The sequence below is a fragment of the Sphingomonas sp. CV7422 genome (assembly GCF_027945725.1).
GTDB lineage: Bacteria > Pseudomonadota > Alphaproteobacteria > Sphingomonadales > Sphingomonadaceae > Sphingomonas > Sphingomonas kyungheensis.
This window is the reverse complement of sequence record NZ_CP115900.1, coordinates 2,691,428-2,717,664: the sequence shown is the minus strand read 5'-3', so window position 1 is coordinate 2,717,664 and position 26,237 is coordinate 2,691,428. Positions and strand designations below refer to the sequence as shown.

The window sequence follows — 26,237 nt, the reverse complement described above, 5'->3', positions numbered from 1 at the left end:
GGCGGCGGCGTCCTAGCGGATGCCGAGGTCGGCGGGGCCGAAGGCGTCCGGCAGCAGCTCGGAGAGGCGATAGCGCGCGATCGCATCGCCCTCCGCGGCCCCGCAATAGACGGCGAGGTCACGGCCGCCGAGCTGCGCCGCCTCGTTGAGCACCTGCCGGCAGCGCCCGCAGGGGGAGACGGGGGTGGTGCCGGTCGCCTGTCCCGCGGCGTCCATCGCGCCGCCGATCACGCCGACCGCGACCACCTCGCGCAGCCGTCCGGCGGCGCTGGCGGTGGCGACCGCCACCGTCTCGGCGCAGAGCGACAGGCCGTAGCTCGCATTCTCGACATTGGCGCCGGTGATCAGGCTGCCGTCGCGCATCAGCAGCGCCGCGCCGACCGCGAATCGCGAATAGGGCGCATGCGCGTGGCGGGCGGCGGCACGGGCGGCGGCGATCAGGCGGACGGCGTCGTCGCGGTCGACGATATCGGTGCCGGAAACTTCAGTCATGGTGCGACGACATCCCAATTGACGGGGCCTTCGATGCCGTCGATCCGGCGGATGTCGCTCGCGCGCCACATCCGCCATGGCCGCGCGGCATAGGCAGGGGGGAAGAGATTGGCGACCGCCCAGACCGGCCGGTCGATCGCCGCGGAGATCTGATAGGCCGATTCGACCGGCTTGCTCAGCCGCAGCAGCACCGGCTTGCGCGTGTGCGTCTCGACCATCCGGACGAATTCGCCGAGCTCGTCGATCAGCGCGGCGCGTTCGGGCCGGGCGGTGCAATCGTCGTGGAAGCTGATGTCGACCGCGACCGGCAGCGCATCGGCGGTGCGCGGCACGAAGGCGTTGAAGGCATTGGCCTGATCGCGGCCGTGCTGGCACAAAGAATAGACGTGCACCGCGCCGCGCCGCAGCCCCGCGTCCGGGATCGAGGCCCAGTTCGACTCGAACCCGGGATCGCGCCGGTCCGCGCCCGACGTGGCGACGAGATAGGCGAAGTCGGCCCCGCGGGCGCGCACCGTGCCCCATTCGATCGCGCCGGGATTCTCGGGCAGGTCGAGCCCCTGCAACGGATATTGGCTGGCGGCGGGATGCCAGCTGGTCGCGAAGCTCCACCCGGCGATGCCGATCGCGCCCGCGGCGGCGAGCACGCCGCCGGCCTTGAGGAAGAAGGCGATCATCAGCCGCGCAGATGCAGCACGCAGATCAGCGTGAACAGCCGGCGCGCGGTGTCGAAATCGACCTCGATCTTGCCGGCGAGCCGCTCGCGCAGCATCTCGGCGGCTTCATTGTGGATGGCGCGACGGGCCATATCGACGGTCTCGATCTGTTGCGGGGTAGAGGCGCGTATCGCCTGATAGTAGCTATCGCAAATCGCGAAATAGTCCTTGATCGCGCGGCGGAAGCGGCCAAGCGCGAGGACCAATGTTTCCAGATGGCTATCGTCCTCGCGGTGGATGTGGATGCCGAGCCGCCCTTCCGCCGACTCGAGCGTGATCCGGTAGGGGCCGGCATATTGGTCGGCATGGACGCGCTGCGGCGCGAATCGGTTGCCCTCGAGCAGGTCGAAGATCGCGATCCGCCGCTCCTGCTCGATATCGGCCGAACGCCAGCCGATGCTGCGTTCGTCGAGCGTGACGGCGATGATCCGCGGGTCGGCCATCGTCGTCCGATAGTGGCCGATGCCGGTCACGACAATTACGAGTTTGTCCGCCGGGCGCGGCCATGGGTATGATCGGCGCATGGCCACACTCGCATTTCCGATTCCGGCGGCTCCCGCCGAGCCGCTGCAATTGCCCCGTAACGTCGAAGCCGAAGCGGCGATGCTCGGCGCGATGATGATCGACAACCGGCTTGCCGACGATCTGATCGACCGGCTCGAACCGACGCATTTCTACGAACCCGTCCACGGTCGCATCTTCGCCGCGATCAAGACCCTGCGCGTCAACGACATGCTCGCGACGCCGGTGACGTTGCGGCCGATGTTCGAAGCGGACGAGGGGATGCGCGAGCTGGGCGGCCCCGCCTATCTCGCCAGCCTGACCGGATCGGGTGCCGGGCTGATCGGCGCGCGCCAGTTCGCGACGCAGATCTATGATCTCGCCATGCTGCGTGCGCTGGTCAACGTCGGCCGGACGTTGGTCGAGCGCGCGATGGACACGTCGGAAGAGGTCAATCCGCGCGCGCAGATCGAGCTCGCCGAAGAGGAACTCTACAAGGTCGCCGGCGACGGCGGTGCCGAGAATGCCACCAAGACCTTCGCGCAGGCGACCACCGCCGCGGTCAAGATGGCCGAACGCGCGCTCAATTCGGGCGGGCATCTGTCGGGCGTCACCACCGGGCTCGACACGGTCAATGCCAAGATCGGCGGCATGCATCATTCCGACCTGATGATCCTCGCCGGCCGACCGGGCATGGGCAAGACCTCGCTCGCCACCAACATCGCCTTCAACGCGGCGCGGCGCTGGATGCGCGACATGGCCGACGGCATCCCGCCGAGCGAATCGGTCGGCGCCAAGGTCGTCTTCTTCAGCCTCGAAATGAGCGCCGACCAGCTCGCCACACGTATCCTTGCCGAGCAATCGGGGATCAGTTCCGAATCGCTGCGTATGGGCAAGATCAGCAAGGCCGAGTTCGGCCAGCTCGCTGCCGCCGCCGCGGAGCTCGAGACGCTGCCGCTGTTCATCGACGATACCGGCGGCCTCAGCATCAGCGCGCTCCACACCCGCGTGCGCCGCCTGCAACGCCGCCACAACAACGAGATCGGACTGGTCGTGGTCGATTACCTCCAGCTGCTGACCAGCGGCGGCAAGGGCGGCAAGGAGAATCGCGTCCAGGAGATTTCGGAGATCTCACGCGGGCTGAAGACTTTGGCGAAGGACATGAACGTGCCGGTGCTGGCGCTGTCGCAGCTCAGCCGTGCGGTCGAGCAACGCGAGGACAAACGGCCGATGCTGTCCGATCTGCGCGAATCGGGATCGATCGAGCAGGACGCCGACATGGTCTGGTTCGTGTTCCGCGAGGATTATTACACCGCGCAACGCGAGCCGAAGCGGCCGATGGAAGGCGACGACGCCAAGGTGTTCGAGGATCACGCCAAATGGGCAAGCGACATGGAACGCGTCTACGGCCTCGCGGAGCTGATCGTCGCCAAGCAGCGCCACGGTTCGACCGGCAAGGTGGTGATGAAGTTCGATCCGACGATCACCAAGTTCAGCGACTACGCAGGGTATTGAGGCGCGGTCCCGGGGGCGATCGACTGGCGTGGCAGGTCTGTTCCGGCACTTTCGGAAAAGCAGAGCCCGGTGATCTTCTTGGCGCCGATCGGTATTGGCTTTGCGGAACCTCTCGACAAATGCCGACCACCCCAGCGGAGGCCGGGGTCCAGTGGGGAAGCAGTAGCGAAGACCAGCAAGGCTTCGCCAGCGCGGACCCCGGCCACCGCCTCGGTGGAATTGGGGAGGGGATCCGCGAGGTCGCGATGATCTGCGACGGCAGGCAGCGTGGTCGAGCGACGAGCGGCGACGGGATCGCCATCGCGTCATGCCGCCCACCGCTCGGTGACAGTTAAGCGCTGGATAACCATATGGTAAATAATCCGACGCTTGTCGGTGGCCAGCGACCGTCCGTTCAGCCTAGAGCGAGGTGCACGGTGCGACGGACGCCACTCAGGGCGTCCGCCCGGGGGATGATGATGAGACGAACGACAGCAACGGTGATGATGGCGACCTGGCTGGCGTCGGTGGCGCCGGCCGCAGCGCAGCTCGCGCCGCCGGTCGCCGTGCCGGTGCCGGCGCAGACGGCGCCCGCGACGGTGCCGATGGCACCCGCGGTGCCGCTGCCGACGCTGACCGAGGCGCAGGCGACGCAGCTTGCCGCGCTGCTCGGCAAGGACACGATGGCGCAGGGTCTGGCGCTGACCCCGCCGCCCGCCGCCACCGCCGAGGCGCGGGACGCGCTGGTCCGCGAGGCGCTCGACCATGCCCGCGCGGTCCATGCCGGCCGGCTCGACGAATCGGATTTCCAGCGCGACTGGGGGCTGCGCCCGCCGGTCTACGATCCGCTTCCCGGCTTTGCCGATGCCGTCAAGCGTGACCGGATCGCCGCCTGGTTCGCGGCGCTGCCGCCGCCTTATGCGGGCTATGACGGGCTGAAGCAGGGGCTCGATCGCTATCGCGGCATCGCCGCCTCGGGTGGCTGGCCGATGCTGGCGGCCGGACCGGATCTCGGTTTCGGTGCGACCGGCGCCCGCGTCGTCGCGTTGCGCGAGCGGCTCGCGATCGAGGACAAGGACGTCGCCACCACCGGCACGACCTTCGACGCGCCGCTGGTCGAGGCGGTCCGCCGGGCGCAGCGCCGCTATGGCCTCAACCCGACCGGCACCGTCTCGACCCAGACGCTCGCCGCGCTCAACGTGCCGACCGCGGCGCGGGTGCGGCAGATCATGGCCAATATGGAGCGCTGGCGCTGGCTGCCGCAGGACCTGCCCAAGGACCGTATCCAGGTGAACATCGCCGCCGCGGTGCTCACCGTGTTCGACGGCGACGCGCCGGTGATGTCGATGCGCGCGGTGACCGGCCGCCCCGGTGACGAGACGCCGATGCTGTCGTCGACGATCCACAGCATCGTCATCAATCCGCCGTGGAACGTGCCGACCTCGATCGCCACCAAGGAATTGTGGCCGAAGCAGAAGCGCGATCCCGGCTATTTCAAGCGCAACGGCTTCCGCGTCATCGACGGCACCCGCCTGCAACAGGTGGCGGGCGATCAGAGCGCGCTCGGCCGCTTCAAGTTCGACTTTGACAACGCCTTCTCGGTCTATCTCCACGACACGCCGTCGCGCGCCAAGTTCGCGAGCTTCAGCCGCCTCGCCAGCCACGGCTGCGTGCGGCTGGAGAAGCCCGCCGATCTTGCGCAATTGCTGCTCAAGGGCGATCCGACCTGGACGCCCGAGGCGATCGATGCCGCGGTGGCGAAGGGCGATACCGTCCGGGCGCGGCTGACCAAACCGGTCTCGGTCTATCTGCTCTACTGGACCGCCTTCGCCAGCGGCAGCGGCCAGATGAACTTCCGCGACGATCCCTATGGCTGGGACGGCACGCTGGCGGCGAAGATCGAGGCGCGCTCGGCGCGGCAGGCACTGGCATCACGATAACGAGGATAAGATGAGCGTTCGCACCAAGACGATGAGGATGGCGATGACGGGGACGGCGCTGGCCGCCGGGCTGCTCGCGCTCGCCGCCTGTTCCAAGCCCGATCCCGAAGGGCCGATGGACGACAATACGCTCGGCCTCGACCAGCCGATGACCAACGCCTCGACCGAGGTCGGGCCGATCGAGACGCCGACCGTCGCGCCCGAGCCCTTGCCCGACGCCAATGCCGCCGCGGTGATCGCGCCGCCGCCCGAAGCGCCGATCAAGCCCGACGCGCAGGTGCTCGACGATGCCGATGCGACCGGCATGACCGCGCGGGTCAGCCGCGACGCGCCGCCGGCGCGCGACGATACGGCGACGTCCAACGATCAGGAGCCGCAGTAAGGCGTATGGCATGACGATGGTGACGCGCCGCACGCTTCATGTCTGGTGCGGCGCGCTGATGCTGTGCGGCGGGATCGCGGCGGCGGTGCCGGCGGCGGCGGTGACCCGGCCGGTCTCGGCGATCCTGGTCGATGCGCGCGACGGCAGCGTGCTCTTCGCCGAAAATGCCGGCATCGTCCGGCGGCCGGCGTCGCTGACCAAGATGATGACGCTGTTCCTTACCTTCGACGCGCTCGATGCCGGCACGCTCCACCCCGGCGATCCGGTGCGCTTCTCGCGCTATGCCGCGGCGATGCAGCCGTCCAAGGTGGGCATGCGGCCGGGCGCGACGATGACCGTCGAACAGGCGATCCGCGCGGTGGCGGTGATCTCCGCCAATGACGTCGCGGTCGCGCTCGCCGAGCGGATCGGCGGGACCGAGGATCGCTTCGCGCGGATGATGACCCAGAAGGCGCTCGCGCTCGGCCTGCAGGACACGTCGTTCACCAACGCCACCGGATTGCCCGGCGCCAACCTCACCACCGCGCAGGACATCGCACGCCTCTCAATGGCGCTGCTGCGCGACCACCCGATGCGCTATGCGGCGTTTGCGACCCGCTCGTTCAGCTGGGCGGGGCGACGGGTGCAGAATCACAACCATCTGCTCGGCAGCTATCCCGGCGCCGACGGCATCAAGACCGGCTATACCGCCGAAGCCGGCTTCGCGCTTGCCGCCTCCGCCAAGCGCGGCAACCGGCGGCTGATCGCGGTGGTGATCGGCGAACGCTCGGTCGCGCTGCGCGACCGGCGCGTGGCGAAGATGCTGACCGAGGGATTCGCAACACCGTCGCGCGCATCGGCACGGGCGGAGCCGCCGGAGACGCTCGAGGAATGGCTCGGGCGGGGGAAGTAGGAGCGGGGGGTAGGAGCGGGGGGCACTGTCCTCCTTCCGTCCATGGTCTGCCGATGACGCCGTGCCGAACGGCGGTGCGCTGCACGTACGCCCCGTAACCATGGATCCCGGCTTCCGCCGGGATGACGAGGGAGTGGGGACCGGCCGCCCCCCCATTCGTCATCCCGGCGAAAGCCGGGATCCATGGACACGGTGCCGCCGATGGGGGAGGGCGCCGGCATCGATGCCACGGGGCCGCGTCTCGACAGGGCCGGGGCACAACGGCGACTGCCGTTCCCGACTCCTACCGACGCGAGGGCTTGCTCGTCGAAGGCCGGCGGGCTCCCGCTGCCGTCCTTCGTCGGTTGTCGGGCTGCCGATACCGTGTCGTACGGCGGTACGCCCCACGTCCGTCCCTTAACCATGGATCCCGGCTTCCGCCGGGATGACGAGGAAAGTGGGAAGGGCCGCCCCCCAAATTCGTCATCCCGGCGAAGGCCGGGATCCATGGACACGGTGCCGCCGACGGGGGAGTGCCGCGGCATCGATGCCGCGCGCCCGTTTCTCGACAGCAACGGGCCACAGCATCGACGCCCGCCCGCCTCCTACCGCCGCGAAGCGCGGCCGCCGAAGGTCGGCAGGCTCTCGCTGCCGTCCGCCGCCAAGGCCGAGACCGCGAAGAAGGTGTCGTCGACCGGCGTCTGCACCATCGTCGCGCTGGTGCCGCTGACGTCGCGGGCGTGCGCCCAGGCGGCGGTGTCGTTGGCGCGCCAGCGGATGCGATAGCCCGACGCGCCCGGCACCGGCGTCCAGCTCACCTTCGTGTCGCGCGAGAGATCGCCGACCAGGGTGACATTGGCCGGTGCGGCCGGCGCGGCGGCGAGTCGCGCGACGGTGGCGGCGTTGATTGCGGTGACCTTGGCGAGATAGGCGAAGTCCATCCGGTCGATCGTGTCGCCATAGACGACGCCCTTGTCGGTGCGCAGATCCTGATGCTGCGCATCCCAGTTTTCCGCACCGACCGAGAAGCGCACCGCCGGATAGCCGCGCTTGAGGAAGGGTTCGTGGTCGCCGCCGCGGCCGAACCGGTCGGGACGGCGATCGATCACCACGTCGAAGCCGCCGGGAATGCCGTCGGCGATCGTATCGATCGTCTTGGCGAGCGCGCGGCTCGGGCCGTCGTCCTCGCCGCCTTCGCCGCGCCGGCGCATCGCCTGCGGCAGGTCCTCGGATGCGCGGATGCCCTCGGAGAAGACGCGCACGCGGCCGGCGTCGCGCACGCCGCCCTGGCCGATGCTGTTGCCGACGATGTCGTTGTTGAGCATCGCGGTCACCTGCCAGCCGCGCGTCGCCGCGGTGTCGGCGAGCAGCTCGGCGCCCCACAATCCCTGTTCCTCGGCGGAGAAGGCGACATAGATGATCGTCGCGTCGAATTGCCGCTTGGACAGGAGCCGCGCGGTCTCCAGCACCAGCGCGACGCCGGAGGCATCGTCATTGGCGCCGGGCGCGTCGCTGGTCGCGTCCATCACGTCTGTGACGCGGCTGTCGATATGGCCGCCGATGATGATGACGCGATTGGGGTCGCGCCCGCGCTGGATGCCGAGCACGTCCTCGACGATCACGCCGTTCGGCGCGCGCGGGCCGTCGAAGCGGCGGTTGATTCGCTCGACGGTGATGCAGCCGCCGCAGTCGCGGCCGATCGCCGCGAATTGCTGGGCGGCCCAGGTGCGCGCCGCGCCGATGCCGCGCTTGGGATCGGTCGCCGACGACAAAGTGTGGCGGGTGCCGAAGCCGACCAGCGCGCTGACGCTCGCCTTCAGGCGTGTCGGGCTGGGCGCAGGGACGGGGGCGGGGCCGGCAACGGCGGCGGCGAGCAAAGCGGCAAGGATCATGGCCTAGTGTGACGCGACAACGGCACGCGCTCAAGCGCTTAGCGCAGGATCAGCTCAACCGGTCGATCGCCTCGCGGCTGAGCGAGCCGGGAATGATCATCACCGGCACCGGCAGCGCGCCGGCATCGGAGCCGGCGAAATGGCTGACCAGCTTGCCCGGTGCCCCCGCCGGCGCGGCGCCGAGCACCAGCGCGGCGATATTGGCATTGGCGGCGATCATCTCGCGGATGATCTTGGGGCCGTCGCCCTGCCGCACGGTGATCGCCGGGCGCAGCCCCGATTCCTCGATCAGCGTCCCCGCCGCGGCGGCGACCAGCCCCTCGGCATGCTGCATCGCTTCCTCCTCGATCGTCGCCTGCACGCCGCCGAAGGCGATGAATTCCTGCGGCGGCAGCAGCGTCAGGATCTCGACGCCGCCGCCCGTCTTCACCGCGCGCCGGGCGGCGAAGCGCAGCGCGATCTCCGCTTCCGGGCTCTCATCGACCACGACCAGGTAGATACGCATCATTTTGCCCCTTTTCCGCTACGTGCCGTGGGAGCGATCCACGCGCAAGACTTGACCCCCCGCGCTCAGGGCGCGAAGGGAGCGGCCTGCTCCCCAGGCAAGAGGACCTGCATGTCGATCGAGATCAAGATGCCCGCGCTGTCGCCGACGATGGAAGAGGGCACGCTCGCCAAGTGGCTCGTCAAGGAAGGCGATAGCGTCAAGTCCGGCGACATCATGGCCGAAATCGAAACCGACAAGGCGACGATGGAGTTCGAGGCGGTCGACGAGGGCACGATCGCCAAGATCCTGATCGCCGAGGGCACCGACAATGTGAAGGTCGGCGCGGTGATCGCGATCCTCGCCGAAGAGGGTGAGGATGCCGCATCGGTGCAGGCACCGACCAAGGCGGAGACGCCCGAACCGACCGATCCCGAATTCAAGGGTCGCCCCGATCCCACCGATCCGAACAAGACGGGCAGCGAGGCCAAGCCGGTCGATCGCACGATCACCCAGGCCGAGGATCACGGCAAGCCCGCCGACGTCGGTGCCGCTCCGGCTGCTGCCGCCCCCGCAGCCGCGCCGCAGGGGAATGGCGGCCGCGTCAAGGCGAGCCCGCTCGCCCGCCGCATCGCCGCCGACAAGGGCATCGCATTGAGCGGCGTCACCGGCTCCGGCCCCAACGGCCGCATCGTCAAGGCGGACGTCGAGGGTCACAAGCCTGCCGCTGCCGCTGCCGCTGCCGCTGCGCCCGCTCCGGCCGCCACGTCGGCCGCGCCCGCGGCTGCCGCGCCGGCCAAGCCCGCCGCCGTGCCGGACATCCCGCACGAGGCGACCAAGCTCAGCAACATGCGCAAGACGATCGCGCGCCGCCTGACCGAATCGAAGCAGACCGTGCCGCACATCTACCTGACGGTGGACATCCGGCTCGACGCGCTGCTCAAGCTGCGCGGCGAGCTCAACACCGCGCTGGAGAGCCGCGGCGTCAAGCTGTCGGTCAACGACATGCTGGTCAAGGCGCTGGCGCAGGCGCTGATCGCGGTGCCCAAGTGCAACGTCATGTTCACCCCCGACCAGCTGATCAGCTTCAAGCGCGCCGATATCTCGGTCGCGGTGTCGACCCCGTCGGGTCTGATCACGCCGATCGTCGTCGGCGCCGATAGCAAGAGCCTGTCGACCATCTCGGCCGAGGTAAAGGACCTTGCCGGCCGCGCGCGCGACAACAAGCTGAAGCCCGAGGAATTCCAGGGCGGCACCGCGTCGATCAGCAACATGGGCATGTTCGGCATCAAGCAGTTCGAGGCGGTGATCAATCCGCCGCAGGGCATGATCATGGCGATCGGCGCGGGCGAGCAGCGTCCCTATGTCGTCGACGGCCAGCTCGCGGTGGCGACGGTAATGTCGGCGACCGGCAGCTTCGATCATCGCGCGATCGACGGTGCCGACGGCGCCGAACTGATGAAGGTGTTCAAGGAGCTGGTCGAGCGGCCGCTCGGCATGCTCGCCTGAGGCGGCCGTGGCGCGGACGACGGTCGAGCTGCTCTACCTCGTCGGCGGCCTCGTCGCCGCCGCGGCGCTGACCTGGGTCGCCGCCTGGGCCTATCCGCTCGGCTATAAGACGATCTGGTGGTGCGGCGCGGGGGCGATGGTGGCGAGCGTGCTGATGAGCATCGGCCCGCTGCGTCGTGCCCGGGCGATCGACAGGAGGCAGAATTGACCGGACTTCCGCAAGGGTCGCCGACGATCCGCGTCACCGCGATGCCGTCCGACGCCAATCCCTATGGCGACATCTTCGGCGGCTGGCTGATGGGGCAGATGGATCTGGCCGCCGGCTCGGTCGCATCGCGCCATGCCGGTGGCCGCGCGGTGACGATCGCCTGCGATGCGATGAAGTTCCATGCGCCGGTGCTCGTCGGCGACGAGGTGTCGGTCTATGCGCGGCTCGTCGCGGTCGGCAATACGTCGATGACGATCGAGGTCGAGGCATGGCGCCGCGCCCGCCATCTCGAAGACACCACCAAGGTGACGCAGGCGCGCTTCGTCTTCGTCGCCACCGACGAAAACCGGGCGCCGCGCCGTGTTGCGCCGCTGCCCGCGACCAACTGATGACCCTCCCCGGTAAGGACGATATACGTGGCTGATACCTTCGACCTTCTCATCCTCGGTTCGGGTCCCGGCGGCTATGTCGCGGCGATCCGGGCGAGCCAGCTCGGCCTCAAGGTCGGCATCGTCGAGCGCGAGCGGCTCGGCGGCATCTGCCTCAACTGGGGCTGTATCCCGACCAAGGCGCTGCTGCGCACGTCGGAAGTCTATCATTACATGACCCACGCCGAGACCTACGGGCTCAAGGCGGACAATGTCGGCTTCGACCTGGCCAAGATCGTCGATCGCAGCCGCAAGGTCGCCGGCCAGCTCAACGCCGGCGTCAAGGGCCTGATGAAGAAGAACAAGGTCCAGGTGTTCGAGGGCGTCGGCGCGCTCACCGGCAAGGGCAAGCTCAGCGTCAAGCAGGGCGACCAGACGATCGAGCTGACTGCCAAGCACATCATGGTCGCGACCGGCGCGCGCGCCCGCGACCTGCCCTTCGCCAAGGCCGACGGCAAACGTATCTGGACCTATCGCCACGCGATGGTGCCCGAGGTGATGCCGACCAAGCTGCTGGTCATCGGATCGGGCGCGATCGGTGTCGAATTCGCGAGCTTCTACAACGACATGGGCGCGGACGTCACGATCGTCGAAATGCTCGACCGAATCCTGCCGGTCGAGGATGCCGAGGTCAGCGAGTTCATGACCAAGGCGCTGACCAAGCAGGGGATCAAGATCCTCACCAAATCGGGCCTCGAAAAGCTCGAAGGCGGCGCCAACGGCGTCACCGCGGCGATCAAGGGCGCCGACGGCAAGGTCACCAGCACCGAATTCAGCCATGCGATCGTCGCGATCGGCATCGTCCCCAATACCGAGAATATCGGGCTGGAGGCGCTGGGCGTCGAGACCGAGCGCGGCCATATCAAGGTCGACGGCTTCGGCCGCACCAACGTCGAGGGGATCTATGCGATCGGCGACGTCACCGGCGCACCGTGGCTCGCGCACAAGGCGAGCCACGAGGGCATCGTCTGCGTCGAGAAGATCGCCGGCCAGGACCCGCATCCGTTCGAGACGTGGAATATCCCCGGCTGCACCTACAGCCGTCCGCAGGTCGCCAGCGTCGGCCTGACCGAGGCCAAGGCCAAGGAGGCGGGGCATGCGGTGAAGGTCGGCAAATTCCCGTTCATCGGTAACGGCAAGGCGATCGCGCTCGGCGAGGCGGAGGGCTTCGTCAAGACGGTGTTCGACGCCAAGACCGGCGAGTTGCTCGGCGCGCACATGATCGGCGCGGAAGTCACCGAGCTGATCCAGGGCTATGTCATCGCACGTCAGCTCGAAACCACCGAGCATGAGCTGATGGAAACGGTGTTCGCGCACCCGACGCTCAGCGAGATGATGCATGAAAGCGTGCTCGGCGCTTATGGTCGCGCGCTCCACTTCTAGGATCGGCATGATCGACAGCCGCGCCGCCCGTCGCTTCGGTGGCGCGGCGGCGCTTCTGTGTCTGCTGTCGCTCGCGCTCTTCTGGCCGGGCTATCTCTCCTATGACAGCCTCGCGCAATATGCGCAGGCGACGGGCGGGCGGTACGACGACTGGCATCCGCCGGTGATGGCGCGGCTCTGGTCGCTGTTCGGTGCGCGCGGACCGGCGCCGATGCTGATCGTGCAGCTCGGCGGCTATTGGCTCGGGCTCGGCCTGCTGGCGGCGGCTCTCGCCGCCCATGGGCGGCGGGCGGCGGCGCTGGCGATGCTCGGCATCGGCCTGTGGCCGCCGTTGCTCGGCTGGCAGAGCGCGGTGCTCAAGGACCTGCAAATGGCCGCGGCGCTGATCGCCGCGGTCGGCGTGACCGGCTGGTGGCGGCTGCACGGTCGGGCGATGCCGGGCTGGGCAACCGGGGCGGTGGCGCTGCTGTGCGGGTATGCGATGCTCGTCCGCGCCAATGCGCCCTTCGCGGTGGTGCCGCTGGCCGTGATGCTGCTGCCGCGGCCGACCGGGCTACGCCGGGTGGCGCTCGCGCTGTTCGGCGTCGTGCTGGCGATCGCGCTCGCCGCGCCTATCAACCACCAGCTGCTCCGTGCCGAGCGCAGCGGCGTCGAGCGGACGCAGGCGCTCTACGATCTGTCCGGGATCGGCGTCGCGAGCGGTGACGCGGCGGTCGGTCTGCCGCCGGCGACGCTCGCCGCGATGCGCGCCAAGGGGTGTGTCCGCCCCTATTTCTGGGACCCGCTCGGCGAGCCGCGCCGTTGCGAGGCTCTGGTGGCGCCGCTGCACGCGACGCCGCCGGCGACGCTGTACGTGCGGCTCGCGACTATGATCCTGCGCCATCCGATCGCTTATGCCGGTCATCGCCTTGCGCATCTCAATTCGACGGAGCGGCTGTGGGTACCCTATCGCTGGCCGGGCGCCGCCCCGCCCGTCGCCAGCGAACCCAACCAGCTCGGCTTCGCCAATCCGGGCAAAGCGGCGGCGGGATGGCAGCGCTTCGCCGCGCTGCTGCTGGAGACGCCGCTCGGCTGGCCGATCGTCTGGGTGGTCGCGGCGCTCGCCGGGCTGCGCTGCGCCTGGCGACGCCGGGACGATGCGCTGGTGCGCGCGCTGTTCACCTCGGCGCTGGCGATCGAGGCGAGCTTCGCGGTGATCAGCATCGCCTCCGACCTGCGCTACCATCTGTGGACGCTGGCGGCGACGCTGATCGGCTGGGTGCTGCTCGGGCCGAGGCGCTGGCCGCGGGCCCTTGTGCTGCTGCTCGTCGCGGTGATCGTGATCGGCGGCGTCGCGCGGCTGCTCCTGCCGCTCTCGCCGCAGACCTATACCGGGATGCTCGGCTGACGCGGACGCGCAACCGTCGCGGGCCTCGCGACGTTGGGCCGGGCGAAGGAGAGCGAGACATGGCCGACGATCACGCCGAGATCGAGAAGACGTTCAACGAGGCGGTCAACATGGCGCCCGCCGAGCTGGAGAAGTTCCTCGACACCGACGACAGCAAACGCGTCGGCTGGAAGGGCGAGGACGGGGACGGCAAGGGCGAGAGCGTCGGTCACGCCTCGGGCCGGCGCATCGTCGAGATCAAGCGCACCAAGAAGGCCGATCGCAGCGACGACGACTACAAGCATATGAAGAAGGTGGTGAGCTACGTGCACCGCCACCTCGCCCAGGGCGGGCCGGCCAAGGACGTCGAGCATAGCGACTGGCGCTATTCGCTGATGAACTGGGGCCACGACCCGCTGAAGTGACCCCCTAGGCGGCCACCGTCTCGTCCCAGCGGCGGCTCGCCACGGCGCGGGCTTCCTCGACCGGCAGCGGACGGCCGAAATAATAGCCCTGTACCTTCGTACAGCCGAGGTCCTGGACCATATGGTGTTCGGCCTCGGTTTCCACGCCTTCCGCGGTGGTCGCCATGCCGAGGCTTTGCGCCAGCGCGACGACGGCGCGGATGATCGCGATCGCCTCCTTGACGCCCTTTGACGCGCCCTGGACGAAGCTGCGGTCGATCTTGATCGAGGAAAAGCGTGTCCGCGACAGATAGCCGAGGCTCGAATAGCCGGTGCCGAAATCGTCGAGGCTGAGGCGCACGCCGAGATCAAGGATACGTTCGAGCGTCTTGGTCGCGCCGAGCCCCTCGTGCATGAACACGCTCTCGGTCACCTCGAGCTCGAGCCGCTCGACCGACAATCCCGATTCGGCAAGCGCCGAGGTGACGACGGCGACGAAGCCGGGGTTCTGCAACTGGTCGGCGGAGACGTTGACCGCGACCCGTGTCGGCGCCGGCCAGCGTGCCGCTTCGGCGCAGGCGGTGCGCAGCACCCATTCGCCGATCGGCTGGATCAGCCGCGCCTCCTCGGCGAGCGGAATGAACTTGGCGGGCGAGACGTCGCCGAATTGCGGACTGTGCCAGCGCAGCAGCGCCTCGAAACCGGTCAGGCTGCCGGTCGCGGCATCGACCACCGGTTGATAGTGGAGGTGCATCTCGCCCTTGTCGAGCGCCTGACGCAGCGCCATTTCGAGCACGCGCCGCTCCTCCGCCTGGACGTGCAGCTCGGGCTCATAGGCGTGGTAGACGCCGCGGCCGGCGTCCTTCGCACGATAGAGCGCGAGGTCGGCGGAGCGGATCAGCATCTCGGCGGTGCGGCCGTCGCGCGGCCCGATCGCGAGGCCGACCGAGGCGCCGATATAGAGGGTATGCGCGTCGACCTCATAGGGACGCGACAGCGTCTCGATGATCCGCTGGGCGAGGCTCTCGACCGCGCGCGTGTCGGTCGCGTCGCGCATCACCACCGCGAATTCGTCGCCGCCGAGCCGGCCGCAATTGGTGTTGTCGTTCATCAACTGGCCGAGCCGTTCGGCGACGCGGCTGAGCAACCGGTCGCCGACCGGGTGGCCGAGCGTGTCGTTGACCGCCTTGAACCGGTCGAGATCGATCATCATGAAGGCGCAGCGGCCGCCCCATTTGTCCGCCTCGCTCATCGCGCGGGCGAGCGTTTCGTTGACCATCAGCCGGTTGGGAAGCCCGGTCAGCGTGTCGAACCGCGCCATGCGGTTGATCTTGTCGTCGGAGGCGCGCTGTTCGGTGACGTCGGAGCCGACGCCGCGGAAGCCGCAGAAGGATCCATTCTCGTCGAAGCGCGGGCTGGCGGCGAGCTCCCACCAGCGTTCCTGCCCTTCGACGTTGAGCGACAGCCGCAGGTCGCGGAAGCTCTCGCGCGTCTTCAGCTTGTCGGCGAGATGGCGCAGCCCCGGCGCGAAATCGCCCGTCTCCCAGCTCGGCCCGGCGAGCACCTGGAGGAAGGGCATGCCCTCGATCGTCACGGGATCGAGCCCGCAGGCATAGGCGAACCGTGGCGAGGCGCGGACGACGCGGCGGGCGGCATCGGTCTCCCACAGCCAGTCGGCATTGGTCTCCTCGAATTCCCGCAGCAGCAGGCTCACCGTCTCGTCGCGTTCGGCGAGCGCCATCTGGCCGACCCGAATCACCACCAGCGAGCGCGCGCGATTGAGGCAGATCGCAATCAGCATCACCGCGAACACGGTCGTCGCGCCGGCCGCGGCGAAGCTGCCGTTCATGACCAGCTTGATCGTCACCGACAGGCCGAGTCCGCCGAGGAAGGCGATCGTCGCCAGCGCCAACGGCGCCATCGCCACCGCGCCCGCGGTCATCAGCACCGACAGGATCATCCACAGCACATAGGCGCTGTTCGACCCCGGCTGGGTGAACACCAGGCACGGCATCGCCCAGGCAATGGCAAGCGCGACGCCTTCGCCGGCGGTGGCGCGCAGATCGGATTGCGACGCATAGCCGCCGTCGCGATGACGCGTGCCGAGCCGCCGGATCGCCACCGCGACCGCCACCGTGCCGACGAGCAGCGCCCAGCCGCCGAGCCACAAGCCCGGCACCTGGCGCGCGAACAGCGACACCGTCGCCGCCGCGCCGAGCAGATTCGCGCCCAGCATCAGCAGCGCCAATTGCCGCCCCGCATCGAGCTGCGCCGAGCGGATCCGCGCCCAATGCGCGGCATCGTCGCCGTCACGCAGCCCCAGCAAATGGGCGAAATGGATCACGCTCGGATCCGCGGCGGGTATCATCTCTCGGGTCACGCCGTGGTGATAGGCGCGCGAGGGTTGACGGAGTGTTAGAACCGTATCGGCTTCTGACCTATCCGTTTCGGAGAATTCTGGTTGTAACGCGGGCATTGCAGCGGGGAGGGATCGCGCTGCGTCCGGTCGAAGCCCCATAGGCAACGCGCCTTGGGGAATGCGTCGGCATCGAAGCCCGGATGCGTGATCGGTCGCCGCGCGGGCTGGAGCCCGACGATCCGCACCGGCTCCGCCCCGGCCCTAAGCGGGCTGCTCGGCCGCGCTCCATAGATTCGCCGGCCAGCAGAGGGTCGGCAGGGCGCGACTCCGGCGCGGCACACGGACGGACGGCCTCTGCCCGCGCCTGAGCGCGGCCGCGCTCAGGCGGCGATTGCGTACGGCTTGATGTCGCCGCTCAGATACAGGTTGCGCGCCTTGGCGCGGCTGAGCTTGCCAGAGCTGGTGCGCGGCAGCGTGCGCGGCGGGATGAGTTCGATGACGCAGTTCATCCCCGTCACCGAGCGGACCCGTTCGCGGATTTCCTCGCGCAGCCGCTGGCGCTCGGCCTCGTCGCTGCTGCGACACTGGACGAGTACCGCCGGCGTCTCCTCGCCGCCCGGTGTGGTGATCGCGAAGGCGGCGATGTCACCCGCCTTGAAGCCGGGCAATTGCTCGACCGCCCATTCGATGTCCTGCGGCCAATGGTTCTTGCCGTTGACGATGATCATGTCCTTGGCGCGACCGACGATGTAGATGTAGCCGTCCGACATATAGGCCATGTCGCCGGTATCGAGCCAGCCGTCGCTCATGCACGCCGCGGTCGCCTCGGGATCGCGGAAATAGCCGACCATCACGCTCGGGCCCTTGCACCACAATTTGCCGATCGCCCCATCGGGCAGCGGAGTGCCGTCCTCCTCGCGGATCTCGACGGTCATGTCGCGCACCGGCTTGCCGCAATTGACGATGGCGCGGAACCGCTGCGGGCGCGGGCCATCGTTGGCGGCGAGCGATTCGCCGCCGCCGGACAATTGCGTCTCCTCGACCAGCTCGACGCGGATGCCCTCGCCCGGCGGCATCAGCGAGACCGCCAGCGTCGCCTCGGCGAGGCCGTAGCTCGGCAGGAAGGCGCTCGCCTTGAAGCCGGCGTCGGCGAAGGCGTCGACGAACGCCTGCATCACGTCGGGACGGATCATGTCGGCGCCGTTCCCCGCAACGCGCCAGCGCGACAGGTCGAACCGGTCGGATGCCTTGGTCTGGCTCGACATGCGACGCGCGCAGATGTCGTAGCCGAAGGTCGGCGAATAGGAGAGGGCGGTGCCGTCGTGCCGGCTGATCAGGTCGAGCCACGCCAGCGGACGCCGGGCGAAATCCTCGGTCTTGAGATAGTCGGTCGACACCTGGTTGGCGATCGGCGACAGGAAGCAGCCGACCAGCCCCATGTCGTGATACCAGGGCAGCCAGCTGATGCAGCGATCGGTGCCCTCCGCTGCGATCTCCATGCCGTGGCTGTGCGCGGCGAGATTGTTGAGCAATTGATGATGCGTGATCGCGACGCCGTGCGGGAAGCGCGTCGAGCCGCTCGAATATTGCAGATAGGCGATCGCGCTGCCCTCCGCCTGCGGCAGCGTCACGGCCGGCGCGTCGGCGCGCGCGAAGTCGGACCAGTCGATCCCCTGCGTGCCCGCGAGCTGCGCCGCCTCGGCCGCCATCGCGGCGAGTTCGGGCGGGAAGATCAGCATCTTGGGCTCGCAGCTCGCGAGCTGGACGCGGAGCTGCTCGATGTAGGAATCGCGCCCGCCGAACGAGGTCGGCAGCGGCAGCGGCACCGGCCAGGCGCCGGCGTAGATCGTGCCGAAGAACAAGGCGGCGAATTCCGGACCGGTTTCGGCGACCAGCGCGATGCGGTCCTCCGGCCGTACGCCCGCGGCGATCAGCCGATAGGCCATGGCGATCGCGTCGTGGCGCAGCTCGGCGAAGGGATAGGGGCGGGTCAACATGCCGCGCGCATCGTGGAAGTTGAGGCCGCGCACGCCACGCGCGGCGTAATCGAGCGCCTCGCCCAGCGTATCGAAGTCGGCATACCGGCGCGGCAGGGCGTCCAGCGTCGGCGTGGCCGTCGGCTGGGGCGTCGGCGAAGGCGCGGACTGCTCGGTCATCACGTATTCCTGTTCAGTCGCCAAACCGGCGAAACCATCGTCACTATGCGCTTTAACGCACGATCATCGTTCTAAATCCGGTGCCAGTGTGGCAACAACATGGCCATGAGGCACGAACGTCGTCCGCTTCCGCCGCTCGACACCGCCGCGCTGGAGCGAATGGCGTTGCGCTATGTCGAGCGGTTCGCGACGACGCGCGGGCGGCTAGCCAATTATCTCCAGCGCAAGATCCGCGAGCGCGGCTGGCAGGGCGAGGCCGCCGATCCGGCCGCGCTGGCACAGCGGATGGCCGACCTCGGCTATGTCAACGATCATCTCTATGCCGAGAGCAAGGCGGCGGCACTCACCCGGCGCGGCCTCGGCGCGCGGCGGGTGACGATGGCGCTGCGCCAGGCGGGGATCGGCGAGGCGGAGAGCGCCGGCCTCGCGCCGGCGGACGGGGAGGCGGCGATGGCGACCGCTTTGGCCTTTGCGCGGCGGAAGCGGATCGGCCCGTTCGGGCCACCGCCTGCCGACCGGGGGGCGTGCGACAAGCAGCTCGCGGCCTTGCTGCGCGCCGGCCATGCGATGGAAATCGCGCGCAAGATTGTCGCATGTCGGGACGAAGCCGAGTTGCGAGAATCCGGGTAAACCCTCCTTTCGCAATTGCAGCAGCGATGAACCGTGCTAGCGTAGCGCCAACAGGGGTGCAGTGATGCGTAGCGAGCCGCAATGGGAGGGCGACGAGCGCGACGACGGGGTGATGCCCGGCGATCGTGCGGTTCTGTCCGCCGCCACCGATCCGGGCGAGGCGGCGACGGTCGTGTCGGGCGTCATCAAATGGTTCGACGTGACGCGCGGTTTCGGTTTCGCGGTGGCGGACGATCGCGCGTTCGGCGACGTGCTGATCCATTTCTCGGTGCTTCAGTCGCATGGCCGGCGCAGCCTGCCCGAAGGCACGCGCGTCACCACGCTCGCCGTGCAGCGCGGGCGCGGCTATCAGGCGCGCGAGGTGCTCACCGTCGATACGTCGAACGCCGTCGAGGAGCGGCCCCGTGCGCCGCGTCCCGCCGATCGCGTCGATCCGGTGCCGCTGATCGACGACGCCGGCCCGTTCGAGGCGGTCGAGGTCAAATGGTTCAACCGGCTCAAGGGCTATGGCTTCCTCGTCCGCTGTAGCGACGGCAGCGACGTCTTCGTGCATATGGAGACGCTGCGTCGCGCCGGCATCCTCGCGATCGAGCCCGACCAGCGGCTGCGCGCGCGGATCGTCGCCGGGCGCAAGGGGCCGCTCGCGGTCGAGGTCGACGCCGCCTCATGATCGGCGGCAAGGCGGCGCTGGTGCTGGTGGCGGTGCTCGGCGTCGGCGCGGCCGGCGTCGCGGTTCAGCAGGGCGTCTTCTCCGGCCCGCCGGCAGCGATTGCGGCGAAGCGGACGCTGGCCGTCACGATCACCGGTGCACAGGGCGCGCACGTCTTCGACGTCGAGCGGGCGACGACCAGCGCCGAGCAGGCGCGCGGATTGATGTACCGCACCGATCTCAAGCCCGACGGCGGCATGCTGTTCTGGCCCTATCCGCCCGAAGGCGGCGCGCCGAGGGTCGCCAATTTCTGGATGAAGAACACGCCGACGCCGCTCGACATCCTGTTCATCCGCGCCGACGGCACGATCGCGACGATCGCCGAAAATACCGTGCCCTTCTCGGAAGCGCCGGTGTCGTCGCGCGAGCCGATCGCCGCGGTGCTCGAACTCGTCGGCGGCCGCACCGCAGATCTCGGCATCGCCGAGGGCGATCGGGTCGCCTGGGCCAAATGACGCCGCCCGCCGCCGCGATGCGATCCGCGGTTGAAGGGCAGGGCGGCAACGGGTAAGCGCAGGCGCATCATGGGCATCAACCTCAATCCCTTCACCTGGTGGAATGGCGCGTCCTGGGGCACGATGCTCTACGGTCTGCGCGGCATGACGCAGGTCGGCACCGACTCGCTCGGCAACGTCTATTATCAGGGCGGCAAGGACGGCAGCGGCCGCGTGCGCCGCTGGGTGATCTACGACGGCGCCAATGACGCCAGCCGCGTGCCGCCGGAATGGTTCAGTTGGCTGCATCACCAGATCGACGACATCCCCGATCGCGCGATGCCCCCGGCGCGTTCGTGGCAGAAGCCGGCGATGCCCAATATGACGGGCACGCCGCTGGCCTATCGCCCGTCGGGTGCGCTGGAGAAGGGCGGCAAGCGCGCCGCAGCGACCGGCGATTATGAAGCGTGGACGCCCGAAGGGTGATGCGACGCTGGCTCGCCGCCGGCGTGCTGCTGGTGGTGCTGGGGCTGGCGGCGGTGTTCGGCTATCGCGCGCTGCGGCCGTCAGAGGATTCCGATCGCCCCGTCGCGGTGCAGGATTTCGCACCGTCTGACGGCAACCGCGGCGAGGCGATCGAGACCGTCGCGACCAGCGACGTCACCTTGCCGACCGGCGGCACGCCGATGGCGGAACGGATCGCGGTGATCGGCCTGCTCAACAAGCGGAACGGCGTCAGCCGCGAGGTGACGCTCAAGCCGGGGCAGGCGACCCGCGTCGGCGATGCGATCGTCCGGCTGCGCGCCTGCGAACAGACTGCCTCCTGGGAACAGGATCAGCTCACCGGCGCCTTCGTCCAGCTCGATGTGCGCGGCAGCGACCGGCATTGGCGTCGTGCATTCTCCGGCTGGCTGTACAAGGAGCGGCCGTCGCTCAACGTCGTCCAGCACCCGGTCTATGACGTCTGGACCAAGAGCTGCACGATGTCGTGGCCGGCGACCGGCCCCGACACCGTATCGCTCGATGGCGGCGCGCCGGCGGCCAAACGGTCGAGCGCGAAGAAGTCGCCCGATGGCGTCGCGGCCAGTGGCGACACGATCCCCGACGCGCCGATCGTGCCGTCCAGCGCCGCGGCAAGCAACGCGCAATAATCCCTGCGGTCGATCTCCACCGCGCCGAGCGAGGCGAGGTGCGCGGTCTGGAACTGGCAGTCGAGCAGGGTGAAACCGCCGGCCTTGAGCCGCGCGACGAGCCAGGCGAGCGCGACCTTTGAGGCATCGGTGCGCCGGCTGACCATCGATTCGCCGAAGAAGGCGCGGCCGAGCGCGAGGCCGTAGAGGCCGCCGACCAGCTCGTCGCCCTCCCAGCATTCGATCGCATGCGCGAAGCCGAGCTGGTGGAGCGCCACGAAGGCCCGCTCGATGCCCGAATTGATCCACGTCTCCGGCCGGTCCGCCGCGCTCGCCGCGCACAGGCGGATCATCCGTTCGAACGCCGTATCGGCAGTGACGCGGAAGCGGTCGCGCGCGATCGTCTTGCGCAACGATCGCGACAGATGCAGCCCGTCGATCGGCAGGATCGCGCGCTTGCGCGGCTCGACCCAATAGACGCTCGCTGCATCGCGATGATCCGCCATCGGGAACACGCCGACCGCATAGGCGCCGAGCACGGTCTTCGGATCGAGCATCTCCATCCGTGCTGAGGTGGCGCAGCCGCCGCGGCGGTGCAAGGGGAGGGGCTCAGCCGAACGGCAGCGCCTGAAACACCGGCGTGGCCTCCGCGCGCGCGGACAGCGCCGCAAGCGCGGGATACCGGTCCGGCGCGAGGAGATCGGCGAGCATGCCGTTGGTGAAGCGCCACGCGACCGCGGCGGTGATGTCCGCCTGCGTCATCCGGTCGGGCAGCAGCCAGTCGTCTACGGGCCGATAGGCCTGTTCGAGCAGATCATAGGCGGCCTGCGCCTGCCCGCGCACCCGATCGAGCCACGGCGCATGCTGTTTGTCGGCCGGGCGCAATTGGGTCTCGTAGACGATCTGCACGGTCTTCTCGCAGGCGGCGAGCGCCAGGCCGACCGCATGCTGGACGGTCAGCAGCGCGTCCGCCGCCTCCGGCTGCAAACGTCGGTCCGCGGGGACGAGGCTGTCGAGATACATGAGGATCAGCGTCGAATCGATCAGCGCCGTGCCGTCGTCGGTCACCAGCGTCGGCGCCTTAATCACCGGGTTGATCTCCGCGAAGGCCTCGACGTCGCGGAACACTGATAGCGGTTCGTGATTGAAATCGAGGCTCATCATCCGCATCGATATCGCGACGCGCCGCACATAGGGGGAATCGAGCCGGCCGATCAGACGCATCGCACTTCCTTCGAAAAACCTCGTCGTCCGTCTCTCCTAGACGGTGCGCAGCCGACATTCGATCGCCGTCCACAATTTGGCGAACGCCTTGGCCGCGGCGGTGCGCGGCGCGAAGGTCGCCACCGGGGCACGATGCTCCGCCATCGCCTCGACCGCGCTCGCCATCGGGATCACCGGCCAGTCGGGATGCGCGGCGAGCGCCTCGGCATGGAGGCGGCGGCGGCGGTCCGCCATCATATGCACCGGCAGCACCGGCACCTTGCCGCCGAGATGCCGCACCACTTCGAGATGCGCACGCTGCGCGAGCGGCGAGGGGATCACCGGCAGCACGATCAGGTCGGCGGCGCGGATCACCTGTTCGCTCGTCTCGGTCACGCCGGGCGGGCAATCGAGCAGGACATGGTCGTAATCGCCGACGCCCTCGATCAGCCGGTCGAGCCGGCGGCGCTTGCCGATATCGTGGAGGACGACGTCGAGCGTGCGCAGCGATTCATCCGCGGCGATCAGGTCGAGCAGCGGATAGTCGGTCGGCCGGGCATGCGCCTGCGGCTTGGCGTCCTTGGTGAACAGCGCGCGTGCGGCATCGCCGACCGGCGTGCGGCCGAGCACCCAGCTGCTCGCCGCCTGCGGATCGAGATCCCACAGGATGGTACGGCGCTTCGAGATCGCCGCGCTGCAATAGGAAAGGTTCACCGACAACGTCGTCTTGCCGACGCCGCCCTTGGAACTGTAGATCGCAATGGTCGCCATCAGCCGCCGATACCATAATGGACATAAATCGGCAACATCCGCGTCATGCGGAGGACCGGAGCCGGCGGCTCAGCCACCGGCTTCGGAAAGAGTCAGGCGAAGATCAGGACTTGCAGCTCTGCGACGGCTTGCCGGGCTGGGTGACGGTGATCGTCTTGGCATCGCCGGTCAGCTTCCAGCCGCCCTCGGCGGTGAGCGGCTCGCCGGTGGTCGCGGCGGTCAGGCGGGTGGCCGTGCCGTCCTTCTTGGTCTTGATCAGCGCCAGCTTGTCGCCCTCGAACAGGGTGACGTACAGCAGGCTGTTGTCCTTGCAGCGGAAGGTCTTGTCCGCCTTGATCGCGGGCGGCAACTCGACCGGGCCGCGGTTGGCGAGCGCATTCGCCATCGGGTCCGGATTCGAATCGAGCACTTCGGCCGAATTGGGCTTGGAGTTGCAGGCGGCCAGCGCGAGCAGCGCGGCGGTGGCGGAGAGGAGGAGGGGGCTCTTCATAGCGGCGCGACGCTTCGCGCATGCAGCAACAAGCGTCAAGCAAGATGACCCACGTTCATGCAAAGGCAGGGTAAATTGCGACGGGCCGGGCTGCCGCACCTGCGTGCCGATCTTGCTCGCGGCCAACCTCAGCTGCGCTTGCCGCTGACGCCGTCCCACGCCATCTAGCGACGATGCACACCACGCCCGATACGCTCGCCCTGATCGGCAACACCCCGCTCGTCCGTCTGCGCGGGCCCAGCGAGGCGACCGGCTGCGACATCTTCGCCAAATGCGAATTCGCCAACCCCGGGGCGAGCGTCAAGGATCGCGCCGCGCTCGGCATCGTCGAGGATGCGGAGGCGCGCGGCCTGCTCCACCCCGGCGGCACGATCGTCGAGGGCACGGCGGGCAATACCGGCATCGGGCTGGCGCTCGTCGCCAATGCCAAGGGCTATCGCACGATCATCGTCATGCCCGAGACGCAGAGCCGCGAGAAGATGGATACGCTGCGCGCGCTCGGCGCCGAGCTGGTGCTGGTCCCCGCCGCGCCCTATGCCAGCCCCTATCATTTCGTCCACACCAGCCGCCGGATCGCCGAGGAGCGCGATAACGCCTTGTGGGCGAACCAGTTCGACAATGTCGCCAATCGCCGCGCGCATATCGTCGGCACCGCCGAGGAGATCTGGCAGCAGATGGACGGGCGGATCGACGGCTTCACCTGCGCCGCCGGTACCGGCGGCACGATCGCCGGGGTCGGGCTCGGCCTCAAGGCGAAGGACGAGCGCATCTGTATCGCGCTGACCGATCCGCACGGCGCGGCGCTCTACGACTATTATGCACATGGCGAGCTGCGCGCCGAGGGATCGTCGGTGGCGGAGGGGATCGGCCAGGGGCGGATCACCGCCAATCTCGACGGCGCGCCGATCGACACGCAATTCCGCATCTCCGATGCGGAGGGCTATCGCTGGGTGCGGCGGCTGCTCGACGAGGAGGGGCTGTGCCTCGGCCTGTCCTCGGGGATCAACGTCGCCGGTGCGGTGCGGCTCGCCGAGCATCTCGGCCCGGGCCGGCGCATCGCCACCATCCTGTGCGACACCGGCTTTCGCTACCTGTCGACGCTCTACGATCCCGCGTGGCGCGCCGCCAAAGGTCTTTCCTGAATTGATCCGAACCGCTTGTTCGACAAAGCGGTGACGAAGCGTTACAGCGGCGCGGTAGGATGAGAGCCGCGCGAGACACTCAGCAGACGATGCAACGGATCAAGGTCGGCGTGATCGGCCTTGTCGCCGTCGTGCTGTTGATCGTCGTCGCCAGCGCGATCCTCGGCTCCGCGACTCGCGAGCGGCCGATCGCCGCCGCCGGATCGGCGCAGGCCGATGTCGTCGCCAATATCGCGATGACCAACGCCGGTGCCGCCGCCGCGGCGGCCGCCGGCGCTTCGGGCGAGCCGCTCGCCGAACTGGGCGTCGCGCCTTCGACCAGCAACGCGCAAGCTCCGCACTGATGCCCCGCCGCCGGGGAATTTCGGGGATTTCGGCGAAGCTAATGACACTCAATGTTATTTCGTCGATGTTCGATCGATGCGTCTACGTGCGCGCGGGTGCGCCCCCGCCCGCGTAGCGACGAACCAGGGCGCGTTCCCCGGTTTTCCCCAAAAATCCCGTTGCGTCCCCAAGGGGCTGTTGATACCAACAGCGTCAACGGGGCAGGCATCACCGGTTGCGATTCATCGCAGCGGGCTGGCGGGCGATTTTGGTCGTTTGCCGGAACGGTGAGCTGTGCACGTCAGGGTGCGAGACAGGCGTGTCGGAAAGGGGCGATTATCAGGGAAGCGGACTTGCCCTTGTCGACGACAAGGGTCGCGTCGCCATCCCCAATGCGCTTCGATCGACGCTTGCCGACAATGCACCGCGCGCCGACGGCAAGGACGGCGGCACGGTGATCATTGCCGCGCATGAGGATCAGCCCTGTCTGATCGCTTATGATCCCGCCTATCTTGCCGAGCTCAAGCGCGAGCTCAACGAGCGGGTCGCGCTGTCGCGCGGTCCCGACGGCAAGATCGACCACAACATCAAGCGTGGCGGCGCCAATGGCGAAGCCGTGCCGTTCGACGGATCGGGACGTTTCATCATGCCGGGCTTTCCGCGCTTCTATGCCGGCATCGGGGCGCACGCCTTCTTCTGGGGGACGCTCGACTATATCGAGATCTGGGACCCGAAGACGCTGCTGTCGACGCCCAACATCGCCCCGCAGATGGTCGCCGCCTGCCGTTATTATTGCCAGGAAAAGGGGATCGCCCTGTGAGC

Annotated in this window: 28 protein-coding genes and 1 pseudogene; 18 read left to right on the top strand and 11 right to left on the bottom strand. The window is 68.8% G+C overall.

Annotated elements, in window-relative coordinates; translation table 11 throughout:
- Positions 1 to 12: 12 nt before the first annotated feature.
- The 3 genes from PBN85_RS12885 to PBN85_RS12875 are packed head-to-tail and all read right to left on the bottom strand — an operon-like array spanning position 13 to position 1,648.
- Entirely contained in the window at positions 13 to 492 is a 480-nt protein-coding gene (locus PBN85_RS12885) for a cytidine deaminase (RefSeq protein ID WP_271299243.1), read from the bottom strand.
- A complete protein-coding gene (locus tag PBN85_RS12880; RefSeq protein WP_037532807.1) occupies positions 489 to 1,166 on the bottom strand; it encodes a GH25 family lysozyme in 678 nt (225 codons plus the stop codon). Before PBN85_RS12880 ends, PBN85_RS12885 begins: the two co-directional genes overlap by 4 nt.
- Positions 1,166 to 1,648 (bottom strand): UPF0262 family protein, encoded by a 483-nt coding sequence (locus PBN85_RS12875; protein WP_037533243.1) that lies wholly within the window; start codon positions 1,646 to 1,648, stop codon positions 1,166 to 1,168. Before PBN85_RS12875 ends, PBN85_RS12880 begins: the two co-directional genes overlap by 1 nt.
- Positions 1,649 to 1,727: 79 nt before the next feature.
- On the opposite strand from PBN85_RS12875, the gene PBN85_RS12870 reads away from it, so the two are divergent.
- From PBN85_RS12870 to PBN85_RS12855, 4 genes are all read left to right on the top strand, one after another.
- The gene (locus PBN85_RS12870; RefSeq protein ID WP_037532809.1) at positions 1,728 to 3,221 is read left to right on the top strand and encodes a replicative DNA helicase; all 1,494 of its coding nucleotides are present in this window, start codon (positions 1,728 to 1,730) and stop codon (positions 3,219 to 3,221) included.
- 482 nt (positions 3,222 to 3,703) lie between these two features.
- A complete protein-coding gene (locus PBN85_RS12865) occupies positions 3,704 to 5,140 on the top strand; it encodes a L,D-transpeptidase family protein (RefSeq protein ID WP_443026784.1) in 1,437 nt (478 codons plus the stop codon).
- 10 nt (positions 5,141 to 5,150) lie between these two features.
- Positions 5,151 to 5,522: a hypothetical protein gene (locus PBN85_RS12860; RefSeq protein ID WP_235199675.1), complete on the top strand. Its 372-nt coding sequence runs from the start codon at positions 5,151 to 5,153 to the stop codon at positions 5,520 to 5,522.
- A gap of 10 nt (positions 5,523 to 5,532) precedes the next feature.
- A complete protein-coding gene (locus PBN85_RS12855; RefSeq protein ID WP_271299242.1) occupies positions 5,533 to 6,414 on the top strand; it encodes a D-alanyl-D-alanine carboxypeptidase family protein in 882 nt (293 codons plus the stop codon).
- 584 nt (positions 6,415 to 6,998) lie between these two features.
- Here PBN85_RS12855 and PBN85_RS12850 read toward each other — a convergent pair.
- Together PBN85_RS12850 and PBN85_RS12845 are read right to left on the bottom strand one after the other, a co-directional pair.
- A complete protein-coding gene (locus PBN85_RS12850; protein WP_037532814.1) occupies positions 6,999 to 8,285 on the bottom strand; it encodes a M20/M25/M40 family metallo-hydrolase in 1,287 nt (428 codons plus the stop codon).
- Positions 8,286 to 8,334: 49 nt separating this feature from the next.
- Entirely contained in the window at positions 8,335 to 8,790 is a 456-nt protein-coding gene (locus tag PBN85_RS12845) for a universal stress protein (protein WP_037533255.1), read from the bottom strand.
- 111 nt (positions 8,791 to 8,901) lie between these two features.
- Between PBN85_RS12845 and PBN85_RS12840 the strand changes: the two genes are divergently transcribed.
- From PBN85_RS12840 to PBN85_RS12815, 6 genes are read left to right on the top strand one after another with little or no spacing between them, the layout of a single operon-like run.
- Positions 8,902 to 10,278 (top strand): pyruvate dehydrogenase complex dihydrolipoamide acetyltransferase, encoded by a 1,377-nt coding sequence (locus tag PBN85_RS12840; RefSeq protein ID WP_271299241.1) that lies wholly within the window; start codon positions 8,902 to 8,904, stop codon positions 10,276 to 10,278.
- 7 nt (positions 10,279 to 10,285) lie between these two features.
- Positions 10,286 to 10,486 carry a hypothetical protein gene (locus tag PBN85_RS12835; protein ID WP_037532819.1) on the top strand — a complete coding sequence of 67 codons (201 nt, stop codon included), beginning with the start codon at positions 10,286 to 10,288 and terminating at the stop codon, positions 10,484 to 10,486.
- 41 nt (positions 10,487 to 10,527) lie between these two features.
- Positions 10,528 to 10,875: an acyl-CoA thioesterase gene (locus PBN85_RS12830; protein ID WP_051583333.1), complete on the top strand. Its 348-nt coding sequence runs from the start codon at positions 10,528 to 10,530 to the stop codon at positions 10,873 to 10,875.
- Positions 10,876 to 10,902: 27 nt separating this feature from the next.
- Positions 10,903 to 12,297 (top strand): dihydrolipoyl dehydrogenase, encoded by a 1,395-nt coding sequence (lpdA, locus tag PBN85_RS12825; RefSeq protein WP_037532826.1) that lies wholly within the window; start codon positions 10,903 to 10,905, stop codon positions 12,295 to 12,297.
- Positions 12,298 to 12,304: 7 nt separating this feature from the next.
- Positions 12,305 to 13,684 carry a hypothetical protein gene (locus tag PBN85_RS12820; RefSeq protein WP_271299240.1) on the top strand — a complete coding sequence of 460 codons (1,380 nt, stop codon included), beginning with the start codon at positions 12,305 to 12,307 and terminating at the stop codon, positions 13,682 to 13,684.
- A 59-nt stretch (positions 13,685 to 13,743) separates the two neighbouring features.
- A complete protein-coding gene (locus PBN85_RS12815) occupies positions 13,744 to 14,088 on the top strand; it encodes a DUF3140 domain-containing protein (RefSeq protein WP_037532830.1) in 345 nt (114 codons plus the stop codon).
- 4 nt (positions 14,089 to 14,092) lie between these two features.
- On the opposite strand, the gene PBN85_RS12810 is transcribed toward PBN85_RS12815, so the two are convergent.
- Positions 14,093 to 16,435, bottom strand: coding sequence for a putative bifunctional diguanylate cyclase/phosphodiesterase (locus PBN85_RS12810; protein ID WP_443026783.1), 2,343 nt, complete (start codon positions 16,433 to 16,435; stop codon positions 14,093 to 14,095).
- A 371-nt stretch (positions 16,436 to 16,806) separates the two neighbouring features.
- Positions 16,807 to 18,582 carry a fatty acyl-AMP ligase gene (locus tag PBN85_RS12805; protein WP_037533261.1) on the bottom strand — a complete coding sequence of 592 codons (1,776 nt, stop codon included), beginning with the start codon at positions 18,580 to 18,582 and terminating at the stop codon, positions 16,807 to 16,809.
- A 105-nt stretch (positions 18,583 to 18,687) separates the two neighbouring features.
- Here PBN85_RS12805 and PBN85_RS12800 point away from each other — a divergent pair, with 105 nt between their 5' ends.
- The 5 genes and pseudogenes from PBN85_RS12800 to PBN85_RS19015 all read left to right on the top strand — a co-directional run.
- The gene (locus tag PBN85_RS12800) at positions 18,688 to 19,212 is read left to right on the top strand and encodes a regulatory protein RecX (RefSeq protein ID WP_443026746.1); all 525 of its coding nucleotides are present in this window, start codon (positions 18,688 to 18,690) and stop codon (positions 19,210 to 19,212) included.
- 64 nt (positions 19,213 to 19,276) lie between these two features.
- Positions 19,277 to 19,882, top strand: coding sequence for a cold-shock protein (locus tag PBN85_RS12795; protein ID WP_271299238.1), 606 nt, complete (start codon positions 19,277 to 19,279; stop codon positions 19,880 to 19,882).
- A complete protein-coding gene (locus tag PBN85_RS12790; RefSeq protein WP_037532836.1) occupies positions 19,879 to 20,376 on the top strand; it encodes a DUF192 domain-containing protein in 498 nt (165 codons plus the stop codon). The genes PBN85_RS12795 and PBN85_RS12790 overlap by 4 nt, the downstream gene beginning before the upstream one ends.
- 69 nt (positions 20,377 to 20,445) lie before the next feature.
- Positions 20,446 to 20,841 carry an NADH:ubiquinone oxidoreductase subunit NDUFA12 gene (locus tag PBN85_RS12785; protein ID WP_271299237.1) on the top strand — a complete coding sequence of 132 codons (396 nt, stop codon included), beginning with the start codon at positions 20,446 to 20,448 and terminating at the stop codon, positions 20,839 to 20,841.
- Positions 20,841 to 21,275: pseudogene (locus PBN85_RS19015) on the top strand (DUF2155 domain-containing protein); the annotation flags it as partial. The gene PBN85_RS12785 and the pseudogene PBN85_RS19015, both read left to right, overlap by 1 nt.
- A gap of 35 nt (positions 21,276 to 21,310) precedes the next feature.
- Here PBN85_RS19015 and aat read toward each other — a convergent pair.
- The 4 genes from aat to PBN85_RS12760 form a co-directional block, all read right to left on the bottom strand.
- Positions 21,311 to 22,048, bottom strand: a complete 738-nt coding sequence (gene aat / locus PBN85_RS12775; protein ID WP_037532842.1) for a leucyl/phenylalanyl-tRNA--protein transferase — start codon at positions 22,046 to 22,048, stop codon at positions 21,311 to 21,313.
- Between the two features lie 46 nt (positions 22,049 to 22,094).
- Positions 22,095 to 22,709: a glutathione S-transferase gene (locus tag PBN85_RS12770; protein ID WP_271299236.1), complete on the bottom strand. Its 615-nt coding sequence runs from the start codon at positions 22,707 to 22,709 to the stop codon at positions 22,095 to 22,097.
- A gap of 36 nt (positions 22,710 to 22,745) precedes the next feature.
- On the bottom strand, positions 22,746 to 23,459 hold the full coding sequence (locus PBN85_RS12765; RefSeq protein WP_037532847.1) for a ParA family protein: 714 nt from the start codon (positions 23,457 to 23,459) through the stop codon (positions 22,746 to 22,748).
- Positions 23,460 to 23,562: 103 nt separating this feature from the next.
- On the bottom strand, positions 23,563 to 23,949 hold the full coding sequence (locus PBN85_RS12760) for a hypothetical protein (RefSeq protein ID WP_037532850.1): 387 nt from the start codon (positions 23,947 to 23,949) through the stop codon (positions 23,563 to 23,565).
- A gap of 173 nt (positions 23,950 to 24,122) precedes the next feature.
- On the opposite strand from PBN85_RS12760, the gene PBN85_RS12755 reads away from it, so the two are divergent.
- The 3 genes from PBN85_RS12755 (at position 24,123) to PBN85_RS12745 (ending at position 26,235) form a co-directional block, all read left to right on the top strand.
- The gene (locus PBN85_RS12755; protein ID WP_037532851.1) at positions 24,123 to 25,091 is read left to right on the top strand and encodes a cysteine synthase A; all 969 of its coding nucleotides are present in this window, start codon (positions 24,123 to 24,125) and stop codon (positions 25,089 to 25,091) included.
- A gap of 89 nt (positions 25,092 to 25,180) precedes the next feature.
- On the top strand, positions 25,181 to 25,435 hold the full coding sequence (locus tag PBN85_RS12750; RefSeq protein ID WP_051583317.1) for a hypothetical protein: 255 nt from the start codon (positions 25,181 to 25,183) through the stop codon (positions 25,433 to 25,435).
- Between the two features lie 299 nt (positions 25,436 to 25,734).
- A complete protein-coding gene (locus PBN85_RS12745) occupies positions 25,735 to 26,235 on the top strand; it encodes a division/cell wall cluster transcriptional repressor MraZ (protein WP_037532856.1) in 501 nt (166 codons plus the stop codon).
- The last annotated feature ends 2 nt before the right edge of the window (positions 26,236 to 26,237 follow it).

Bases quoted from the DNA above. Each gene is read 5' to 3' on its own strand.
- aat (WP_037532842.1), bottom strand. From the start codon at position 22,048: ATGGAGATGCTCGATCCGAAGACCGTGCTCGGCGCCTATGCGGTCGGC.
- PBN85_RS12785 (WP_271299237.1), top strand. From the start codon at position 20,446: ATGGGCATCAACCTCAATCCCTTCACCTGGTGGAATGGCGCGTCCTGG.
- PBN85_RS12870 (WP_037532809.1), top strand. From the start codon at position 1,728: ATGGCCACACTCGCATTTCCGATTCCGGCGGCTCCCGCCGAGCCGCTG.
- PBN85_RS12855 (WP_271299242.1), top strand. From the start codon at position 5,533: ATGACGATGGTGACGCGCCGCACGCTTCATGTCTGGTGCGGCGCGCTG.
- PBN85_RS12860 (WP_235199675.1), top strand. From the start codon at position 5,151: ATGAGCGTTCGCACCAAGACGATGAGGATGGCGATGACGGGGACGGCG.
- PBN85_RS12845 (WP_037533255.1), bottom strand. From the start codon at position 8,790: ATGCGTATCTACCTGGTCGTGGTCGATGAGAGCCCGGAAGCGGAGATC.
- PBN85_RS12885 (WP_271299243.1), bottom strand. From the start codon at position 492: ATGACTGAAGTTTCCGGCACCGATATCGTCGACCGCGACGACGCCGTC.
- PBN85_RS12765 (WP_037532847.1), bottom strand. From the start codon at position 23,459: ATGGCGACCATTGCGATCTACAGTTCCAAGGGCGGCGTCGGCAAGACG.
- PBN85_RS12815 (WP_037532830.1), top strand. From the start codon at position 13,744: ATGGCCGACGATCACGCCGAGATCGAGAAGACGTTCAACGAGGCGGTC.
- PBN85_RS12795 (WP_271299238.1), top strand. From the start codon at position 19,277: ATGCGTAGCGAGCCGCAATGGGAGGGCGACGAGCGCGACGACGGGGTG.
- PBN85_RS12880 (WP_037532807.1), bottom strand. From the start codon at position 1,166: ATGATCGCCTTCTTCCTCAAGGCCGGCGGCGTGCTCGCCGCCGCGGGC.
- PBN85_RS12830 (WP_051583333.1), top strand. From the start codon at position 10,528: ATGCCGTCCGACGCCAATCCCTATGGCGACATCTTCGGCGGCTGGCTG.
- PBN85_RS12750 (WP_051583317.1), top strand. From the start codon at position 25,181: ATGCAACGGATCAAGGTCGGCGTGATCGGCCTTGTCGCCGTCGTGCTG.
- PBN85_RS12865 (WP_443026784.1), top strand. From the start codon at position 3,704: ATGATGGCGACCTGGCTGGCGTCGGTGGCGCCGGCCGCAGCGCAGCTC.
- PBN85_RS12760 (WP_037532850.1), bottom strand. From the start codon at position 23,949: ATGAAGAGCCCCCTCCTCCTCTCCGCCACCGCCGCGCTGCTCGCGCTG.
- PBN85_RS12755 (WP_037532851.1), top strand. From the start codon at position 24,123: ATGCACACCACGCCCGATACGCTCGCCCTGATCGGCAACACCCCGCTC.
- PBN85_RS12810 (WP_443026783.1), bottom strand. From the start codon at position 16,435: ATGATACCCGCCGCGGATCCGAGCGTGATCCATTTCGCCCATTTGCTG.
- PBN85_RS12850 (WP_037532814.1), bottom strand. From the start codon at position 8,285: ATGATCCTTGCCGCTTTGCTCGCCGCCGCCGTTGCCGGCCCCGCCCCC.
- PBN85_RS12770 (WP_271299236.1), bottom strand. From the start codon at position 22,709: ATGCGTCTGATCGGCCGGCTCGATTCCCCCTATGTGCGGCGCGTCGCG.
- PBN85_RS12800 (WP_443026746.1), top strand. From the start codon at position 18,688: ATGAGGCACGAACGTCGTCCGCTTCCGCCGCTCGACACCGCCGCGCTG.
- PBN85_RS12875 (WP_037533243.1), bottom strand. From the start codon at position 1,648: ATGGCCGACCCGCGGATCATCGCCGTCACGCTCGACGAACGCAGCATC.
- PBN85_RS12805 (WP_037533261.1), bottom strand. From the start codon at position 18,582: ATGACCGAGCAGTCCGCGCCTTCGCCGACGCCCCAGCCGACGGCCACG.
- PBN85_RS12790 (WP_037532836.1), top strand. From the start codon at position 19,879: ATGATCGGCGGCAAGGCGGCGCTGGTGCTGGTGGCGGTGCTCGGCGTC.
- PBN85_RS12820 (WP_271299240.1), top strand. From the start codon at position 12,305: ATGATCGACAGCCGCGCCGCCCGTCGCTTCGGTGGCGCGGCGGCGCTT.
- PBN85_RS12840 (WP_271299241.1), top strand. From the start codon at position 8,902: ATGTCGATCGAGATCAAGATGCCCGCGCTGTCGCCGACGATGGAAGAG.